This window comes from Catenovulum maritimum (genome assembly GCF_001050375.1).
Lineage (GTDB): Bacteria > Pseudomonadota > Gammaproteobacteria > Enterobacterales > Alteromonadaceae > Catenovulum > Catenovulum maritimum.
Genome location: NZ_KQ130493.1, coordinates 77,917 through 98,219, shown reverse-complemented (window position 1 = coordinate 98,219; position 20,303 = coordinate 77,917). Strand labels below are relative to the sequence as shown.

General features: G+C 38.0%; 11 protein-coding genes. 5 read left to right on the top strand and 6 right to left on the bottom strand.

From position 1 onward, the window contains the following. Positions 1-9 precede the first annotated feature (9 nt). The 3 genes from XM47_RS12385 to XM47_RS12375 all read right to left on the bottom strand — a co-directional run bounded on the left by XM47_RS12385 (position 10) and on the right by XM47_RS12375 (position 2,939). Positions 10-1,158 (bottom strand): Gfo/Idh/MocA family protein, encoded by a 1,149-nt coding sequence (locus XM47_RS12385; protein ID WP_048692955.1) that lies wholly within the window; start codon positions 1,156-1,158, stop codon positions 10-12. Positions 1,159-1,178: 20 nt separating this feature from the next. After that, positions 1,179-1,874: a 3-keto-disaccharide hydrolase gene (locus tag XM47_RS12380; protein WP_048692952.1), complete on the bottom strand. Its 696-nt coding sequence runs from the start codon at positions 1,872-1,874 to the stop codon at positions 1,179-1,181. Positions 1,875-2,069: 195 nt separating this feature from the next. Then, positions 2,070-2,939: a type 2 periplasmic-binding domain-containing protein gene (locus tag XM47_RS12375; RefSeq protein ID WP_048692950.1), complete on the bottom strand. Its 870-nt coding sequence runs from the start codon at positions 2,937-2,939 to the stop codon at positions 2,070-2,072. 276 nt (positions 2,940-3,215) lie between these two features. On the opposite strand from XM47_RS12375, the gene XM47_RS12370 reads away from it, so the two are divergent. Both XM47_RS12370 and XM47_RS12365 read left to right on the top strand, forming a co-directional pair. Beyond that, on the top strand, positions 3,216-4,388 hold the full coding sequence (locus XM47_RS12370) for an alginate lyase family protein (RefSeq protein WP_172656530.1): 1,173 nt from the start codon (positions 3,216-3,218) through the stop codon (positions 4,386-4,388). A gap of 92 nt (positions 4,389-4,480) precedes the next feature. Beyond that, the gene (locus XM47_RS12365) at positions 4,481-5,371 is read left to right on the top strand and encodes a hypothetical protein (RefSeq protein ID WP_048692946.1); all 891 of its coding nucleotides are present in this window, start codon (positions 4,481-4,483) and stop codon (positions 5,369-5,371) included. Between the two features lie 700 nt (positions 5,372-6,071). Here XM47_RS12365 and XM47_RS12355 read toward each other — a convergent pair. The 3 genes from XM47_RS12355 to XM47_RS12345 form a co-directional block, all read right to left on the bottom strand. Beyond that, positions 6,072-9,392: a glycoside hydrolase family 2 TIM barrel-domain containing protein gene (locus XM47_RS12355; RefSeq protein WP_048692942.1), complete on the bottom strand. Its 3,321-nt coding sequence runs from the start codon at positions 9,390-9,392 to the stop codon at positions 6,072-6,074. 754 nt (positions 9,393-10,146) lie between these two features. Continuing rightward, positions 10,147-11,085, bottom strand: a complete 939-nt coding sequence (locus tag XM47_RS12350) for a TIM barrel protein (protein WP_048692938.1) — start codon at positions 11,083-11,085, stop codon at positions 10,147-10,149. Next, positions 11,085-12,824 (bottom strand): GMC oxidoreductase, encoded by a 1,740-nt coding sequence (locus tag XM47_RS12345; protein ID WP_245623468.1) that lies wholly within the window; start codon positions 12,822-12,824, stop codon positions 11,085-11,087. Before XM47_RS12345 ends, XM47_RS12350 begins: the two co-directional genes overlap by 1 nt. Positions 12,825-13,281: 457 nt before the next feature. Here XM47_RS12345 and XM47_RS12340 point away from each other — a divergent pair, with 457 nt between their 5' ends. From XM47_RS12340 to XM47_RS12330, 3 genes are all read left to right on the top strand, one after another. After that, the gene (locus XM47_RS12340; RefSeq protein WP_048693013.1) at positions 13,282-14,727 is read left to right on the top strand and encodes a sulfatase family protein; all 1,446 of its coding nucleotides are present in this window, start codon (positions 13,282-13,284) and stop codon (positions 14,725-14,727) included. Between the two features lie 30 nt (positions 14,728-14,757). Then, positions 14,758-16,566, top strand: coding sequence for a glycoside hydrolase family 43 protein (locus XM47_RS12335; protein ID WP_048692936.1), 1,809 nt, complete (start codon positions 14,758-14,760; stop codon positions 16,564-16,566). Positions 16,567-16,817: 251 nt separating this feature from the next. Further along, complete coding sequence (locus XM47_RS12330; RefSeq protein ID WP_077066554.1) at positions 16,818-20,294, top strand: glycosyl hydrolase; 3,477 nt, start codon at positions 16,818-16,820, stop codon at positions 20,292-20,294. Positions 20,295-20,303 lie beyond the last annotated feature (9 nt).

Below are 20,303 nucleotides of genomic sequence, written 5' to 3'. Positions count from 1 at the left end.
GCTTAAAATTTAGCGATAAGATTTACTCATATCGACTTTAGCTTCGACATTAGATTTAACCCGTAAATTAGAATTCGCGACTTTATCATCTAGTGCAGTTTGGTATTGAGCCCGATCGAGTGGCAAGTTGACTTTTTCATCATTCCAACTTGATAATAAAATCGCATTCGCAATATCCAACGAGGCTAAGCCATCTTTTGCTGATGCGATAAGTGGCTCATTGACAGTGATAGCTTGAATAAAGTTATTCATAATCACAGCATGTTGATTAACGGTTTCGGTAATTTCAATCTTGGATTCAGTCACTTGAGGCATACCAAACATATCATCCGTTGAGTGACAAAATTCGGCTGTACTTTGATCATTTAATTTTTGCGTTAGTGTGCCAGAATCGAAATGTAGGCTGCCTTTGTCACCAATAATATCAAAACGATTTACGCCAGGCGCTTCTCCTGTAGAACCAATAAATACGCCTGTCGCTTTATTGTCATATCTCAAATAGGCTGTTACTTCGTCTTCTACTTCAATATTATGGTACTTGCCAAATTCACTAAATGCGGTGATTTGACATGGTAAACCACAAATCCATTGGAAAATATCTAGGTTATGAATACATTGGTTAACCAATAGACCACCGCCCTCACCTTTCCAAGTTGCACGCCAGTCGCTTACTTGAAAATATATTTCAGGGCGGAACCAATTGGTCATAGTCCAATGAGTTCTTTGAATAGCGCCTAGAATGCCACTATCTACAATTGATTTAATTTTGACATAAGTTGGATCTGTTCGCTGATTCAACATCAAAGCAAATTTTGTCTCACCTTGGGCATACTTAAGTAACAGCTCTCCTTCGTATGAAGACAAGCCAATTGGCTTCTCTAACATAACATGTACATTTTGTTCTAATGCATACTGAGCAATTTCAAAATGAGACATAGTTGGTGTTGCAATAATAACGGCATCCACATTAGGTGAATCAATTAACGCTTTATAGTCCGTAAAATGCTCTGCGTTATATTCTTCAGCCAATCCATTATTACTGCGAGAACAGATCGCTGTTAACTTGGCGCCTTTAACTTCACCTTGAATAATATTAGCAATATGTTGTTTGGCGATATTACCAAGTCCAACAACGCCTATATTAATAACTTGACTCATATTTAAATACCCAATTTATTTTATAGTTCAGTTACATAGATGTTTCTAAAACGAACAATGTTATCTGATGTACCTGTTTTAATTAATTTTTTGCTACCGTGGTGCTGAAAGCCAAAAAAACCTTCAGATTCTTTATCGTCAATCACATGAGTCGTTAAAACTCCGTTGACAAATATCTTTAATTCACTGCCTCGGCACTCAATTCGATACTGGTTCCATTCTAAATGCTTATAAGAATTGGCCATACCACCTGTCCATTCTAACAGAAAATTCTTTTTAAAATCACTATCAGGAAAAGATCTTTTTTCATGTAGCGGATGTAACCACTTGCGTCTACCTTGATCGTATAGTCCACCACTCCATTTACGTTTACTTGGATCAACTTCAGCTTGATAACCCATAGCTTCAAAACCATGCTTATTCTTTTTGGGCTTGCCGCGAAACATAATCCCAGAGTTAGAGTATTCTTTAACATCTGGCATTTTGATTTCTGCAGTTAAAATAAAATCTTTATATTTTTTCTTCGTGGTGAAAAACCAATTTTTAGTAGACTGAAGGACTAACTCACCATTTTCATAACGAGCAGTACCATAAGTATAAATATTCTTAAATTGACTTAAATTTTCATCTAATAAATTTTGTGGCTTTGATGCCGCCCCGACAAAACCACTAAAAAGCAGAGTCGCGGTTAAACAAGCTTTGATTAATTTACGCATTATTTTTTCCTATTATTTTTCTAATTTGACACAAAAATGACTTAATATGAGTAATTGTGCATCATTTGACGAGGTAAATACATAAAAAATTAACTTATTACTATGGTTTGTTTACATAGCAGTTTTTGACTAATGAATGTATTTCACTTGAAAAAAATCGATTTGATGAGGAGGTTTAAACTTTAAATAGTAACTTTAAAAAGCTGGTTTTTTAATTTTTTGTTGCCAAAATGTTTGCGCATTTTCTAAGGTTTCTTTACTTAAAAATGGGTTTTCGACGTGATAGATCTTTCGGCTTTTCAAATTTAATTCAGCTGGAATAGTGGCATAAAATTTAGAAAATAAAGTGTCAAATTGGCCGTTCTCAATTATTTTTAGTAAGCCTAAATAAATTTTTTCAGCAAGTTCGGGTTTATTTTGAGCAACAAAAAAATAGATGGGTAATTCAGTATAAAGCAGAATGTTATCCTCTATTTTGAGACTAGTGAATCTGTTCTTAATCGCTTTTAAATCTGCGACTGCTTCAATCACACCTCTTGAAGTGTAATCAAATTTACCAACGTCCAACATTTTATAAAGGCTAGACATACGATCTGCTGTTACATAGTCAAACTCATGAAAATCATATACTTGCGTAGATTTCCACCGAGTGCCAGTGCCTTTTAATAAGGCTTTTAATTCATCCAATGAGCTAAGTTGAGCAAATTCCTTTTGGCTAGTTTTTCGGATTAGCAGTGTGCGATAGCCCATCAAGCCCTTATACAATGGGATTCGAATCGCGCTTAAAGACTTTTCTACTTCTTTATCCGCTGGAAAATAAGTCACATCGACTTCGTTTTTTGCTACCAAAAATGTGCTCGCGTTATAACCAATCCGAGTGGGTATCGGTGTTACTGAAACTATTTTACCATTAAGTTGATTAGCATTAAGGGCCGCCACTAATACATTGTTAATATATTCTTGTCGTTCGTAACTCACACCTGCCCTAGCGGTTAGAGTCACATTTGCTAAAGCGCTCCACTGGCACAAACAAAAATAAATAAGCATCGCGATTCGCAGCACCATAATCAAACCTTAAAGCGTGAATATATTAACCAAACTTTACCACCTTTAAGAATAGAGCTAGATAGACTTTCTTGCCAGAATGAAACTCAAAAATATAATAAGTACACAAACAGGTCAAAAGGACAACTGGTAATACCAATAAAACAAATATCAAGGTATAGTAGCTGTAATAATTAATCTTACATATTTAGTTTATTTAAATAGGACTTATCAATGGTTAAATTACCTTTACTCGGCTTATTGCTAGTCGTAGCTAATTTGATTACAGGATGCGTAATGACAAAAAGTCCCACTCCTACGCAACTCGAAAATTTAAAATTAACCTATATCTCTATAGACAATATAAAAAGAAACAAGCTAAAAATAGTTCAAGGTTCAAAATTACAAACAAAAGCTTTAAATGAAATACTAAACCAAGCTGATAAAGCCTTAGTACGCAAATTTAACCCTGTGACAAATAAACCTAAACCAGGACCAAGTGGTGATTTACACGACTACATGAGCATAGGTCCATATTGGTGGCCTGATCCTTCAAAGGCAGATGGATTACCTTGGATCAGAAAAGATGGGGAAGTTAACCCATTAACACGTGGCGAACATACAGATCAGCAAAGGGCGCAAAATTTCCTACGAGATCTAAACTTACTTAACCTAGCTTATTTATATACTCGTAAAACCAAATACTTAGACCATGCTAAACAGCTAGTAAATCTTTGGTTAATAGATCCAAAAACCAAGATGAATCCTAATTTAAATTACGCCCAAGGCGTGCCAGGAAGTAGCACAGGACGACCTTTTGGCATTATAGAATGGGAAAAAATCTCACATCTAGTGACAAGTATCGAGTTAATAAATCAATCTCTTCTTGCTGAAAATCAATTTACCCTACAAGTTCAACTCTGGTTGAGCGAGTACCTAAATTGGTTACAGACAAGTAAAATTGGTCAAGAAGAAGCAGCAACCAAAAATAATCATGCAACTTGGTACGACTATCAAGTTATCGGCTTAATGATACATTTGGCACAAATTGAACAAGCGAAAGAATATGTCGAAAGTGTCAAAAATAGACGAATCGACAGCCAAATAAAACCTGACGGTTCTCAACCTTTAGAATTAGCCAGAACCAAATCAGTAAATTATACCAGCATGAATTTAATGGCATTCTTAAACTTGACGAACTTAGCCTCAAGCTTAGGAATTGATCTCGCTAATTACCAAGGTTCGGAAGGACAAAGCATCAAAAAAGCTGTGGAATATTTAATACCTTATGTCTTAGGTGAAAAGCAATGGCAATATCAACAACTCGGTAATTTACAAGCCGCATACGAGAAAAAAGCAATACCTAGTTTATACCTTGCCAATTCAATTTATGGCGATAGCTTGCAATTAGGCGCTTTACTTGAGAAAAATATTAAACACGTAAAACCTGAATATATTCTCAAATATTAATACCCAACAGAACATGCTCAAATGACAGAATTTAACTTATTTGACTATACTAGATAGAGACTTATTTTTGCTAAGGATGCAGGCTGTTTTAAATGGTAAAGCTTCAGATAAATTGTTTAGTACTAGTTACTGCCCTTGCCTGCATCCCTGCTATTTCAACAGCCGCTGACTTTGTAAAATTTAATATCAATCGAGGAGATAAAGACCCTCGACAAATCTACAATTATCAAGTTTTAGAAACCGCATTAAAAATATCAGAACAAGCGTTTGGGGGTTATCAATTACTTGGGCTAAACCTACAAATTCCGACCGCTCGGTTGCTCAATGAAGTCGTCAAAGGTGACTTAATCAATGTCGCAATTAGTGTCACCCGCCCAAATTGGGAGTCATCAACATTAGCGATAAAAATACCTATACGTCGAGGAATTTTAAGTTACCGTTTACTGCTAATAAACCAAAAAAATAAAGATAAGTTTAAATCTTTAACTGATCTTAACCAATTAAAAAATAGCTGGGCCTGTTTGGGACGATTCTGGTCGACAACTCAAGCTATGGAAGCGTTAGAATTTAAATCGATTAAAGTTAAGTGGGATAAAGAAGTAATTACCATGCTAAATCGAAACCGATGCGAATACATGCCCAGAGGTGTACACGAAATTTTTGAAGAAATGGACCACTACCAAGCTAGCCTTAAAAATTTAATGATAGAAGATAAACTCGCCCTCTATATTCCAGCAGCATTTTATGTATTTGTCTCACCAAACGCGCCTCAAATACATAAAAGGATTCAATTTGGCTTAGAGCAAATGGTCGAGCAAGGTATTCTAAAACAAATGGTTGAGCAAAATTACCGAAAATATTTAGACCTTGCCGATTTAAAAAATCGAAAAATATTTTACTTAGGTAATCCAACACTAGCAGAAGACACACCATTCGACAGAAAAGAACTTTGGCTAAGATGGGATTTATCAGCTGATAGATAACCCTTAAACCCTATATTAGCCGAGTAAACAAACTATATTAGAACATTCAAAGTCTATTTTACTGTGCTCTAAAGTACTTACAAGTATAATAATATTCAAACACTCCTTTAGCGAAAATCACTAGTGGCGCTGAACAGCTAAATAAGAAAAATTGAAATAGGTTTTCTTGATTTTTTTCGTCACTAAACCACGAAAGTACGCACAAGAAAATCGGAATTACTAAAGCAACTAAAGTTGTTTTCAGTCGTTTAATTTCCCTGTCCTTAATCTTAGTAAACGGAACATTAACATAGATATTTTTCTCTTTCTCATAATCTTCGTCCCCACTAAAAAGAGACATAAAGGGTATGTCGAACGGCAATTCAGCTTCTTGGCTATAATGAAACCAGTACGCCAAACATGGTGATAGCATAATTAGAAACTTCATTTTTACTTTAACCTTATTTAGCAATAAATTACATTTAATAGAGTTTAAATTATCTAGAAAATACTACTAATAGCATAAATTACAATTAGTTAAACCTATTGTTCAATTTATATTTTCAGCTAAACTTAGTCTCACTAAGTGGGAAGTCAAAACATATAAAGTAAAAAGTAAACATATTCACCAAACTGCTAATATGTCTGTGTAAGCTAAGACTTATACAAAAAAGGGCAGATTTATTACTAAACCTGCCCTTTCACATTCTAAAAAATAATGTTATTTGGCGTTAACTGGCACTAACCAATAAGCATATTGATACTTGCCCGGTTTAACTCTATGCGTATCAAGCGGTGCAGCTAAGCTAGTCCATGAATCTGTACCACCTACACCGGCTTGCATTAAATCAATATTCAGAGTGTTTTCTATTGATTCTGTCAAGTCATAAGTGTGTAACGCTTTATCGAGCTGTGCTTGATCCCATGCCCATACAGACATGCTTAGCGACTGCTCGCCAACAACTTTTAAACCACTGCCTTGAGTATTTGTTAACTGCCACCAGCTTACATCTGTATGATTGGCGTTTTCTTGAGGCACCATATAGCTAGTATGTAAACTATCAACCGTTGCTTGGTATAAGCCTACTTTTGCACCAGATTTACGGTCACTGTAGTTTTCAAATGGCCCACGCCCCAGAAAACTAACCTCTTGGTATTGTTTGGCAACTGCCATTTGGCTACCAATACGTAACATTTCTGGCATGTCTGTATCAATGTCGAGTTTATAAGCCACTTTTACCGCAGCATTAGCGTAAAATTCTAACGTTTGAATTACATTCACTTTATCTTCAAAACCTAGCAGAGTCTGCACAACAATTTTATCTGCTGTCTTACTTAGCACTTTTAAAGACTTAATCTCAAACTTACTAGGTAGATCGCGCCAAACTTGCATGCCATTACTGGCTGTTCGCCAACCACCACGGTCATTGTCAGTTTGCGGTCGCCAGAAATTTAAGCTCAGTGGCTTAGTCATGATTTGATTGTTTTGATAAACAAATTGCTCTAATAAACCTGATTCTTTATTAATACGCCACTTCGCGTGTTGATTCTCAATAATAAACTCAGCTGCATTATCATTAATAGTTAAACCAGCAGTCGGTAAGTTACTGAAACTTTTAGCACTAGTCGGAATTTGTTTATCTTTTAATAAAAATTGCTCTTTAGCAACCTCAAAACCGGCTTTAGCCCAGAGTTTATCACTCTTTAGGTGCAAACTAATATTGAGCCAATATTGTTTATTCGGTAAGTATCCACGTTTAGTTAATGGCACAAATACCGTTTTGTTTTCACCCGGTGCAATTGACGGCGCGGCTAAACGACCTTGGTGAATCGCCTCACCATCTTCTAATACTTGATAGCGCAGTTCATACTGATTTAAATTGCTATGGAATAATCGACTTTGTAAGTTAATCTCGCCTGCTGCAATATTCACAGCACTTATTTTTACCGGTTGAAAAATATATTTAGTCTGCCAAAGCTCTGGAGTTGCATTGCCATAAGCATCGACAATACCATTTTGGTTAAATGCACCAGAATTTGGTACGTCGCCAAAATCTCCGCCATAGGCTAAAAATTTAACACCATCAGCTGTTTTATGCTCTAAACCTTGATCCATCCAGTCCCAAATAAAACCACCAATTAAATTGTCTCGAGCCCAAATTAAGTCCCAAAACTCATCCATATTGCCAAGAGAGTTGCCCATAGCATGGTCATATTCACACATTAAAATAGGACGTTTTATATAAGGGCTGTCAGCTAAACCACGTAAATGTTCAACACTTGGGTACATGCGGCTCACGACGTCCACATAAGTAGGATCGGTCGGGTTTGCCATCGGCGTTAAACGACCTAAATTATCTAACTTTTCAGGCACCCAATACCAACCACGCGGCGGTTGGATAAAATCAGTATGTTCAGGCTGGCCTTGCGCACCTTCATAATGTACAAATCGGCTAGAATCATAATCATGGATCCAACCAGCTGCCGCTGCATGAGCGGGTCCCATGCCTGACTCATTCCCTAACGACCAAGAAATAATTGAAGGGTGGTTTTTGTCACGCTCTACCATACGTACAATTCGGTCCATAATAGCTGCTAACCATTGTGGTTGATTAGACATTTGACCACCAAAAAAATGGCTCTCCACATTGGCTTCATCCATTACATATAAACCATATTGGTCAGCAAGTTCTAACAAATAAGGGTCATTCGGGTAATGGGATGTGCGGACGGCATTAAGGTTAAATTTTTTCATCAATAATACGTCATGCAAGATATCCGCACGCGTTAAAGCTTTACCTCGAGTAGCATGATGATCATGGCGGTTTACCCCCATAATTTTAATGCTTTTTCCGTTCACTAATAATTTGCCTGTTGCTTTATCGATGCGTACATCGCGAAAACCAACTTGGTTACTTTTCGCTTCAATGACTTTGCCGTTCGCATCTTTTAGCGTTAATACTAGGGTATATAAATTAGGGGTTTCTGCTGACCATAATTTAGGTTGTTGTACTGCTAAACTTAATAAATCAAATTGGATAATTTCCCGCTGTGGGTAAGCCTCCATAACTTGATCTGCGGCAATCGTTTGGCTGCTGACAACTTGCTTGTTTGCATCAAATAACTCAGCACTTAACTGCCAATCTTTTAACGCTTTATTGTTTGATACAGTCAAAAATGGACGAATTTCTAATTTAGCACTTTGATAATCGTCCGCTAACTTTGGCTTAGCAAAATAATCACGAATCGCCACTTTAGGTCGAGCTAGTAATAAAACTTCGCGGTGAATACCGCTAATTTTCCACATATCTTGCCCTTCCAAATAACTGCCGTCACTCCAACGCATTACTTGTAAAGCAATTTTATTTTTACCTGGTTTAACAAATGATGTGACATCAAATTCGGCAGGTAAGCGGCTGCCTTGGCTATAACCTACTTTAGTGCCGTTTACCCAAACATAAAAAGCAGAATCAACACCACCAAAATGTAAAATTACGTCTTTTTCAGCAAAGTTAGCCGGCAATTCGAATTCTCGGGTATAAGAGGTCACCGGATTAGCACGGGTAATCAAGGGTGAGGTATCTGGCAATGATGAATTATGGTTAGAGTAAAAAGGCAATTGAGTATTCGTATAATAAGGAATACCTAAACCAAATAATTCTATGTTAGAAGGTACCGGAATTGTCGCCCAGCTAGAGGTATCAAAATCTGGGTTTACAAAAGTTTGATCAATCTTCTCATCGTCTTCTTGGTAACGATACTGCCATTGCCCATTTAAACTGTGCATTAACGCATTTTCGCGATCTAAAGTTAAAGCGTCGGTCGCTGTATCATATGAGTAAGGGTTAGCCCTAGTTGGCAAACGATTAATACCAATAATAGCTGGGTTTTCCCAATCTTTAATGACCCCTGTTTTATTATGATAATTGGCTGTTGGATTATGTGACCCAGTAGAGTCATTTTTAAAAGCAGTGACACAACCTGCAGTTGTTAAAGCAAGCGCCAACAAACTACAGGTTAACACTTCACGTGAAAACTTCATGTTAAGTACCTTTATCAATATTATTCATCTGTATTTATAGATTTACCTAGGGTCAGTTTAAGAATCTGTTGATTTTAAATATGACAGCCAGACTTTTCGTTATAGAGCTAAATCAATATAAATTGCGAGTATCAGAGCCATCACAGACAGTTCAATTCAAGGCGTATCATTGCAGGAATGTAGGCACCTTTCAAAATGATACAACACAGAAGTGAGCTGTCTGTGAGGTTCCTGAAAGGCTGGGCATAGAACCACTATGCCTGTGCCAACTTGCCTTGCCTAAATGGCTTTTATCTCCAGCTGATTATCGCTATTTATATTGATTTAGCTCTAAACGATAAACCTTACAACATTATAACAGTTAAATGTCTACAATAATTTAATTTCACTAGATCATAGCGTTAACCCTGACTTAGTTTCAATGTTTATTTTTTGAGCTTGTCTGGAGAAAGGCTGACAAATGAGATTCAGGTGATATATCAGATAATACAGATGTAGCCTAAACAAATGATTTGGTTTTATTTGTTGAGAAGTATTGTTTCTTAGAACAAGGCGAATTTGCTAATAATAGCAGGTTATTCCAAGGATGTTTTGACGTTTCTGTACATATTTTGTTCTAATTAAACGTTTTTCTATCGCGACGCGCGATATACAGCATAGTTATTCTATGTAAATATCGAGCAACAAAGAGCAAAATCGTACTTAAAAGTTCAACACACCCTAGCAAATTCAACACTGTTAGCCTGAGTTTAGGTTAACTATTCGGGGCTGATAGGTTAATACTTTTAGCGAGTTTAGCGAGTGTGGATGCAGCAACTAAGGCGTTTTTATCTTTCGGGAAGAACTCTGCACCTATATAACCTTGATAGCCTAAAGCTCTTAAGCGTGTAAACACATTGCCATATGCAACTTCACCTGTACCTGGTTGATTTCTATCAGGAGAATCAGCAAACTGAATATAAGCGACTTGATCAAATCCATTTTCTAAATGGGTGATTAAGTTACCATTGGTACGCTGCATATGAAAAAAATCCCAATTGATTTTTATGCTCGGTGAATCAACTTCTCGACATATCGATAACAGGGGTTCGTTACCGTAAATAAAGTGCCCTTTGTGATTAAACGGGTTATATGGCTCAACCGTTGCAACCATATTTTCTGCCTCTAATCTGGGCGCAATACTTTTCAGCACTTTAGTGTAGTTTTTTACCATTTGCGCTTCGGTTAAGCCTTCAATTAATTTATGACCTGTTAAATTAAAATTAGAAACTTTTAAAGTTTTACCTGAAGCTATCGTCGTATCTAACCATTCCATCACCTTGTCTTCATTCGCTGGATCAGCAAGATTAGGGGCGCTCGGAGAATAGCTTGTAATTGTCATCCCGAGTTCAGCTGCTCTTTGAGCAATAGATTCGGGCGTTTTACCCTGTTTTTCTTGATAAGGGTTCCAAATCTCGATTGCACTAAATCCGACTTTTTTAGCTTCATTAATACGATCCAGAAATGGCATAGGCCTAAACCATTGTTCTATGTTACAGGCAAAAGGTTTTAACCACTGCCTTCTTTCTGCTAATGGCATTATGTCATCATTTTTATTAGCAATCGGAGCAATAGAGTCAACACTACTACAAGCAGCAAGTCCTAAACTAGTTGCACTCACACTAGCAGTTGTTAAAAATTTACGTCTATCCATTATAATTTTCCTTCTTTCATTAATTTAGCCGCATAATCAGCTGCTCTAGCTGTAATCGCCATATAGGTAAGAGATGGATTTTGTGTTGCACAAGACGCCATAGCTGCACCGTCGGTGACAAATAAATTATCGACATCATGAGTTTGAGCCCATTTATTTAGTACCGAGGTTTTAGGATCTTTACCCATGCACGCACCGCCCATTTCATGCGTTCTCGCACCAACCATCATGTGCTTATTACCTAAAGCTTGATTTACAGTTATATTCTGGCAACCACCGGCTTCAAGTATCTCTTTAATATCAATCGTCGCTTGCGCACTCATTTTTCGTTCATTTTCTTTAAATTCCGCATCAATATGCAGTTGAGGCATACCCCATTTATCTTTTTTAGTTGGGTGTAAACTAGCAACATTTTCATAATATGGCAGCATTTCTCCATACATTACAGCAGTGAATCGCCAAGGTTTATCTTGGTTCGCATTTGCTTTAACTGCCGCACCTACCCCCTGAGAGTTAGCTGTCACGCCTGATTTAGGTCTTTGAGTCGCGCTTGCTTGAAATCCAAAACCACGGATAAAGTCGGTGCCTGCTTGTTGCTCATGTCGATAATTGGGTATGTATGTTCCAATAGGTCGACGTCCATAACTGTATTTATCTTCAAGACCAGGTACTTCAGCTTTGCCTACCGCACCAATGAAGTGATCCATAATATAATGTCCCACTACCCCACTCGAGTTTGCAATTCCGTTTGGAAATGTTTTTGAAGTCGAATTTAATAAAATTTGCACACTGCCAAGCGCAGAAGCACAAAGAAATACGACCCTAGCTTTATAGCTACGCTGTTCTTTAGTAATTGCATCAATAATGGTCACACCCGATGCTTTGCCACTTACTTCATCATAATCAACACTAGAGGCGATAGCATCAGTCACTATGGTTAAATTACCTGTCACTTTGGCTGCAGGCAAGGTCGCAGATAAAGAACTAAAATAGGCACCAAAAGAGCAGCCTCTAGCGCAGTAAGACCTAGCCTGACACTTAGCTCTTCCGCTTATTAATTGAGCTTGAGTTGGCTCAGTTAAATTAGCAGAGCGACCAATAATTAATCTTCTGTCAGTAAAATTTTTTGCCATATTTTCAGCAATAAAGACCTCAGCACAGCTCATTTCCCATGGTTTTTGAAACACACCATCAGGTAAATCAGGTAAGCCATCTTTATTAGCAGAAACCCCAATAAAACTTTCTACATAATCATACCAAGATGATAAATCTTCATAACCGATTGGCCAAGGCACACCATGACCATCTTTTTCATTCGCTTTAAAATCTTTTGGTCCCCAACGCAATACTTGTCGACCCCAAGTTATTGAGCGTCCACCAAGTTGATAGCCTCTAGTCCACATAAATGGACGCTCTTCAGGGTAGGAATAAGGATGCTCATTTTCATCAACAAAAAATTGGATAGAGTCTGTTTTCAGGCTGCGCTTTTTCTTCTTTAGCATTTGATAACGGCCTTGTTCATCATATGCTTCTGGTGCTAAACCTTGATTTTCTAACTGCCACGGCGCTTTCATATCCGTATATTCTTTGCTCGGATGATCTAAATGCCGTCCGCGTTCAATTACAAGTGTTTTGAACCCTTTTTCGCAGAACTCTTTAGCCGCCCATCCACCCGTAATACCGGAGCCGACTACAATAACGTCAAAAATTTGATCTTGATGATGAAGACTCTTCTCCACTAAATATAGCCTCTTACTTGTATTTCTATCTTTTTAGATTGGGTTAACCTCCAGTTTTCACTTCATTCAGGTTTAGGCTGAACTTGCTGACTGTAGGAATGATTAATCTGAGCTAATAAAGATAAGGTAGGCAAATTAAAAAATTGATACCTAAAATTTAAAACAAATTTTAAGTTTTTTTTAAAGCTAAAATTCATAAAAAAAATATACAACAAATTCAATTAGATAAAAAAAAATCGTGATAAAAAAGTTGAAAAATGATTAATTATGAGTTTATATGACTAGTTAAGAAGGTTCGTTTTAACATTTTTATAAAGAAGTTGTCATTTATTACATGAGTTATAAATAACAGCTTTTACTAACCTAACTATCATTCACCAGCTAATAGCGAAAAACGATGAAAACTTTATTAAAACTATATTTAGAAAATTTTTCAAAAACGGTCAAAAGATCCAGCATGGCGATTACTCTAATCGCGGGCACTGGCTTATTAACCGCCTGTGAAGTTAATGATAAGCAGACAGAAGCTGCAGTGGTTCCAGAGAAAAAACCTAACATTTTATTTATCTTAGCAGATGACCATCGGTGGGATTTAATCGGTAAATATCACCCTATTATTAAAACCCCTAATTTAGATATGTTAGCTAATAAAGGTGTCGTATTTAAAAATGCCTTTGTTACTACACCAATTTGTGCTACCAGCCGAGTAAGTATCTTAACCAGTTTAACTGAGCGTACACACGACTTTACTTTTGGTAGACCAGGTACTGGTATCGCTGAAAGTAACAGCATCTACCCTAAAGTATTAAAAGATAACGGCTACCGTTCTGCTTTCGTTGGTAAATACGAAATAAGACTTTCAGGTAAAGCCGAAGACAAATTCGATTACTTTAAAGAGTTACTACAAACCAAAACGGTTAAATATAAGGGCAAAGAAATCCCACAAACTTATCACATAGCTGAATTAGCGAATGAGTTTATTGCCCAACCAGAAAACAATGCTAAACCTTGGGTTATGGCGGTTAACTTTTGGGACCCGCATGCTCATGATAGAGATTTAGAAGATCAATATCACTACCCTGCTGAGTTTGAAGATTACTACAAAGATGTCACGATTCCGCCAGCTAAGTTTTCTAAAGACAAGACTTTTGACGAGTTTCCTGAATTCTTAAAAACTTCTATTGGCCATGTCCGCTGGAAATGGCGATACGACACTGAAGAAAAATACCAAAAAATGGTTAAGCGTCATTATCGTGCAATCACTGGTGTGGATAAAGCCGTTGGTATGATTTACGCGCAGTTAGAAAAACAAGGTGTCGCAGACAATACCATCATTATTTATGCTGGCGACAATGGTTATAACATCAACGAGCGTCAACTAGCCGGTAAATGGTTTGGTTGGGAAGAAGACTTACGCATTCCACTCATTGTTTATGATCCACGCAATAAAGCCACACAAGGTACTGAATTACAACAGATGGCATTAAATATAGATATTGCACCGACTATTTTAGATTTTGCGGGTGTTAAAGCACCTGAAAGCTATCAAGGTACTAGCCTAGTTTCATTACTAGATGATCAACAAGACGTTACTTGGCGCAATGAGTTCTTCTTTGAGCACATGTATCAGCCTAAACGAGTGTCTATTCCGCCAACAGTTGGTATGAGAACAGACCGCTGGAAATACGTCGATTTTTATAAAAACGATTTCCAACAACTTTATGATTTGAAAAATGATCCAAATGAACAAGTTAACCTTGCTAACTCAGCTGAGCACCAAGCCGTTTTACAAGATTTAAGTAAACGTACTGACGCTTACATTCACAAATACGAGAATTTACGAAGTGAGCAAGTAAAGCAAAGATCATCTTTTATCAATGTTAGAAAGCATTCTGAAAACTAAAAATACAATTTAATTCTGGGGAAATCCAAAATGAATAGGTCTAAATCAAACTTATTAAAACAAGTCGGCGGAGCAAGCTTACTCCTAACCGTGCTAGGCTGTAATTCGCAAATTACGCCGCAAGATGTAGCAAGCAAGAAAGTACTTGAGCCAGCTAAAACAGGTAGCTTTGGTGACCAAGGTGACGGCACTTATATCAACCCAATTTTAAATGCTGATTATCCAGATTCGGACATCGAACAAGTGGGTGATACGTATTACATGATCACCTCTAAGCAACACATGTCGCCAGGTATGCCAATCTTAGAATCGAAAGATATGGTGAACTGGACAAACACTGGCCACGCTTTCCCTAAATTATCTTGGGCGCCAGAATATAACTGGGATCGAATGAATGGCTATTCTTTTGGTACTTGGGCTGGTGACATCGCTTACCACGAAGGTAAATGGTACGTTTATCAAATCGATTACCAAAATGGTTTATATGTAACCATGGCTGACGATATCGCAGGCCCGTGGAGCGAACCAATCAAGATGCTTCCGCACGCTGAAGTATTAGATGATCCAGGTGTCTATTTTGACCAAGAAACCAAAAAAGCTTACGTCATCATTAACACAGGTAAAAAACATAAAAAGCCTTCAAACACCATCGAAGGTAACGAAAACTACATTTATGAAATGAGCTGGGACGGCACTAAGATCCTAGACGGAGGTAAATTAGTTTACACAGGTATGGGTGCAGAAGCTGCTAAGATCTACAAGATTGACGGTACTTGGTACATCACCATGGCACAATGGACTATGGGCGATAAATCGACCAAGCCAGGTGTGAAAAACCCTAAAAACGACCGTAAGCAATTAGTACTTCGTTCAAAAGAAAGTATTTATGGCCCTTACGAAGTTAGAACCGTATTAGAAAAAGGCACTGAATTTAACAACCGCAGTGCTAGCCAAGGTGGCTTTATGACTGCCCCTGATGGTTCTTGGTGGTACATGCATCAGTTAATTCAAAATGATGACATTCCTTTCCAAGGTCGCCCGCAATGTTTAGCACCTGTTACATGGGTTGACGGTTGGCCAATCATTGGTATCGACGAAGACGGTGATGGTATCGGTGAGCCAGTTAAACGCCACAAAAAACCAATTAACGGCTTCCCTATTACAGCACCAAAATCTGATGATGACTTCTCATCAACAAAATTAGGCGAACAATGGGAATGGAACCATGACCCACGTGACAGCCACTGGTCATTAACCCAGCGCCCAGGTTGGTTACGTTTAACGGCGAGTAAAGTATTGCCTAACAACAATAACCACGGTCCTAAAATCAATGAATGGACCAACAACGATGGTTCTGACGGTGATTTCTGGCGTGCGCCAAACACACTAAGCCAACGTATGATGGGTATTACTACCGGTACTGCTGTTGCTAAATTTGATATTTCAGGCATGAAACCAAATCAATTAGCTGGTTTTGTTCGTTACGGTGGTGTTTTTAACTTATTAGGCGTACAAGTAGATGAAAATGGTAAGAAAAACCTTTTCTACATGAACGGTATGAGTGAAAAAACCCTTGGTATCGAGTTAACGGGTAACGACTTATATGTAAGAACGTCTAACGCGCGTAACCAAGCGACCTATGAATACAGCTTCGACGGCAAAAACTTCAAAGCCTTTGGTCCAACTTTCACTATCGCCTTTGGTAAGTGGACAGGTGACCGTTTAGGTTTCTTCTCTTGGAATGAGAAAACTGATGAAGATGCTGGTTACATTGACGTTGACTGGTTCAAGTACGATTATGATGGTCCTAAAGCGGCTAAAATAAAGCCATTTAACTAAGCCTATCAATATAAAAAACAGAGAGTTGTATGTTAATACAACTCTCTTTTTTAATCTTTGAAATTTATCTTCATTAAGGGGTAGCAACTTTTAAGTTTTTTGCCTTTTCTAAATATCAGATTTGCTGAAACGCAAACTTGCGGTAACGGCTGTGGGTTCGATGACTAAAACAGTCCCCCTGATATAGAAACGACTCAATCAATTTACTTGAGAAATAAGATAAACATTAAATCAAAGGTTTTAAAATTTTTATGAAGTTAATTCCAAAATTTAAATGGTCAGTGGCCTTAATTGCGGCCTCAAGTTTGCTGGGATGTTCAGAGCAAACGACATCAGTAACAACTCAGCCAGCTAACAACACAAGTCAAGCAAGCCTAAACGATTCAAAGCTAGCATTAGCTAAACTTGACTATCAAACACTTACTGAAAATTTTATTACCCCACCAAATTCAACCAAACCGCTTACTTGGTATCATGTGATGAACAGTAATATGTCTGCTGCAGGTATCACTAAAGATTTCGAAGCCATGGCAGAAGCCGGGATTGGCGGCGTTTTATACTTTAATATTGGCCGTAATATCGCTAAAGGTAGGGTGCTATTTAATACCGAACATCATATTGAATTAATTGGTCACATGGCTTCAGAGGCGAAGCGCCTAGGTTTAAGTTTTGGTATTCACAATGCCGACGGCTGGTCTTCAAGTGGTGGCCCTTGGAACACGCCTGAACATGGGATGAAACAAGTCACTTGGAACGAAACTGTCGTTAAAAGTGATGGTAAGCCATTAAATGTGCAATTAGCACAACCTATGACCATGTTAGATTATTACCATGATATTGCGGTATTAGCTTATCCATCATTGCCAACCGAATTAGTTGATGCTGAATTAAAGCCCACCATTAGCGCATCTGATCCTGATTTTGATATCACTGTCGTCAACAATATCGAAGTTGATAATGTATCTTCAATCAAATCAAAAAACGGCCAACCGGTTTGGTTACAGTTTGCCTATGACGAGCCCGTCACTATCCGTTTTGCCAGCGTCGATATCAATTGGGGCAAACATATAAAGTACGAATTTCAATATTCAAATGACGGTAAAAACTTTAAAAAACATGTCGATATGCGCATTAACCGTCCTGGACGAGTCCGTTGGGCACTCGATGCCGCATTTGAAGGCGTGACCGCCAAATACTTTAGAATTGTTGCCGATAAAACCTTAAATATATTTGAAGCCAATTTAGCTTCAACCCCAAGAATGGGTAACTATTTAGGCCGCACGTTAGCCACACATACCAATTACCATAAACTGCCACCGATTGGCGAACCTGAACAATCACACATTATTGATTCAAGTAAAATGATTAACTTATCTGATAAGTTATCAAAAGGCGGTCAATTAACGGCGACATTGCCAGCGGGTGATTGGACAATAATGCGCTTTGGTTATACAGCCAAAGGCACAACCAATATTCCACCAACTGCAGAAGGTCGAGGTTTAGAGGTAGATAAATTTAGTCGAGCCGCCTTTAAAAACCACTACGACGCTTATGTCACGAATGTAATTAATAAAGTTAAAGAAGTTGCACCCGGTGTGATGCAATATTTAGAAATTGACAGTTACGAAGTGGGTGGTCAAAACTGGACCCAAGGCTATGATCAGCAATTTAAACAACAAAATGGCTATGACTTAACCCCCTATTTACCGCTTTTTGCTGGTAAATTTGTTGACTCAGTTGCCACTACCGAAGATGTCACTTGGGATATTCGTGGTTTCAGTAATAAATTAATCACAGAAAACTATTACCAATACTTTACCGAATTGGCTCATTCAGATGGCATGAAAGCCTATACCGAACCTTATGGCCATGGTCCGTTTAATGAATTAGACGCGGGCAGTAAAGTCGACATTCCGATGGGTGAATTTTGGTTAAAACGTGATATTTATATGTTGGCATCTGCAATTTCGGTGGGTCATATATACAATCGCAACATTATTTCAGCTGAAGCGTTTACCGCAACCAAAGATCATAACTGGAAATTTAACCCTGCTTACGCAAAATTTGATGGCGACAAAACTTGGGCTTTAGGCGTCAATGAATATGTCTTCCATCGTTTTGTTCATCAAGCCAATACGCATGTTGTTCCGGGTATGACAATGGAAGCTTGGGGCGCACATATTGATGCCACTCAGCCATGGTTTTCAACCGCTGGTAAAGCATGGTTTGACTATCTTTCACGTGGTCAATATTTATTACGTCAAGGTCAACCTGTTTCTGATATTGCTTGGTATATTGGCGAAGCGGCACCAACCGGTTGTCCAGATAGACGCCTGCGTGAAAGCAAACATATTCCGACCTATGTTAATTATGATTGTTTAAACACAGAAAAATTAAATGAATTAGTTTATCAAAATGGCCGTTATCAGCTTAACCACGGCGTTAATTACAAAATATTAATGCTTAAAAATCATGACACCTTATCTTTAGCAACTGTAGAAAAAATTCACCAGTTTGCTAAACAAGGCGGCGTTATTATTGGTGAGCCAATTAAACAATTAGCTGGGCTGAATGTCACGGCTGAGCAGCAAGCTAGCTTTGAAAAAATGGTCGATTTAATTTGGTCTCAACCAACAACTCACCTAAGTGCGAAAGGCGAATCTGAGTGGCAGCAGCTGTATCAAAAAGCAGGGTTTAATTTTGACTTAACCATCAAAAATCTTGACGATCTTTTTTATGCTCATAGAACAACCGCTAACCAAGATATCTATTTTGTCTATAACGACAGTGACAAGCGTAAGTTATTTGATGCTAGATTTGAAGTAACGGGCAAAGTGCCTGAGTTGTGGGACGCTAAGACCGGTAAAATCAAAAAACTGGCAGCATTTCATAGCAACAAAGGGGTAACCAATGTCGCCTTCCGCTTAGAAGCAAATGAATCGGCGTTTGTGATCTTTAATGATAATGCCGAAGGTAAGCTACAAATAAGCCCAGAAGTTATTAAAAATAACGATATTGAAGCGCTTTATAACGAGCAATTTGCAGTCGAATTTGCTGCCGACAACAATCAAAAGTTAACACTTGATATAAACGGTGAAACTAAACAGCTTGTACTGGATGATATTCCAGCAAAGCAATTGCTTGCTGGTAGCTGGCAAGTCACGTTTGCAAAAGAGTACGGCTTAGATCAAACCTTTACATTCGATAAATTAATCAACTGGAAAGATTCGAACAACCCAGAAATTCGTGCTTATTCGGGTATCGCAACTTATGCGAAAACCTTTAATGTAGATGCTGAACTGCTCGCTGATAATCAGCAAGTCACTTTAGATTTAGGCAAAGTCAGCGACAGTGCACAAGTCTTTATCAATGGCAAAGAAGTCGGCACCGCTTGGCTTTACCCATTCACCTTGGATATTAGCGCTTATTTGCAGACTGGTGAAAACCAATTGACTGTAAAAGTGGCTAACTCATGGAGCAATCGCTTAATTACGGATGAAAGCCTACCGGATAGCTCAGAATACTGGCAAGCAAATGGAACACACGTACCTGTTATGCCTGATTGGTACAGCAACAATGAGCCATTACCTAACTTTGGGAAAAAAGGTCATCGTCGTACCTTTACTACTTACAAGTTCGTTAAAGCGGGCGATCCTCTAGTTGATTCAGGTTTATTAGGCCCCGTCAGTTTAAAAACGGTAAAAACCGTCAATTTTGGCCAAGAGTAATGGTGACAT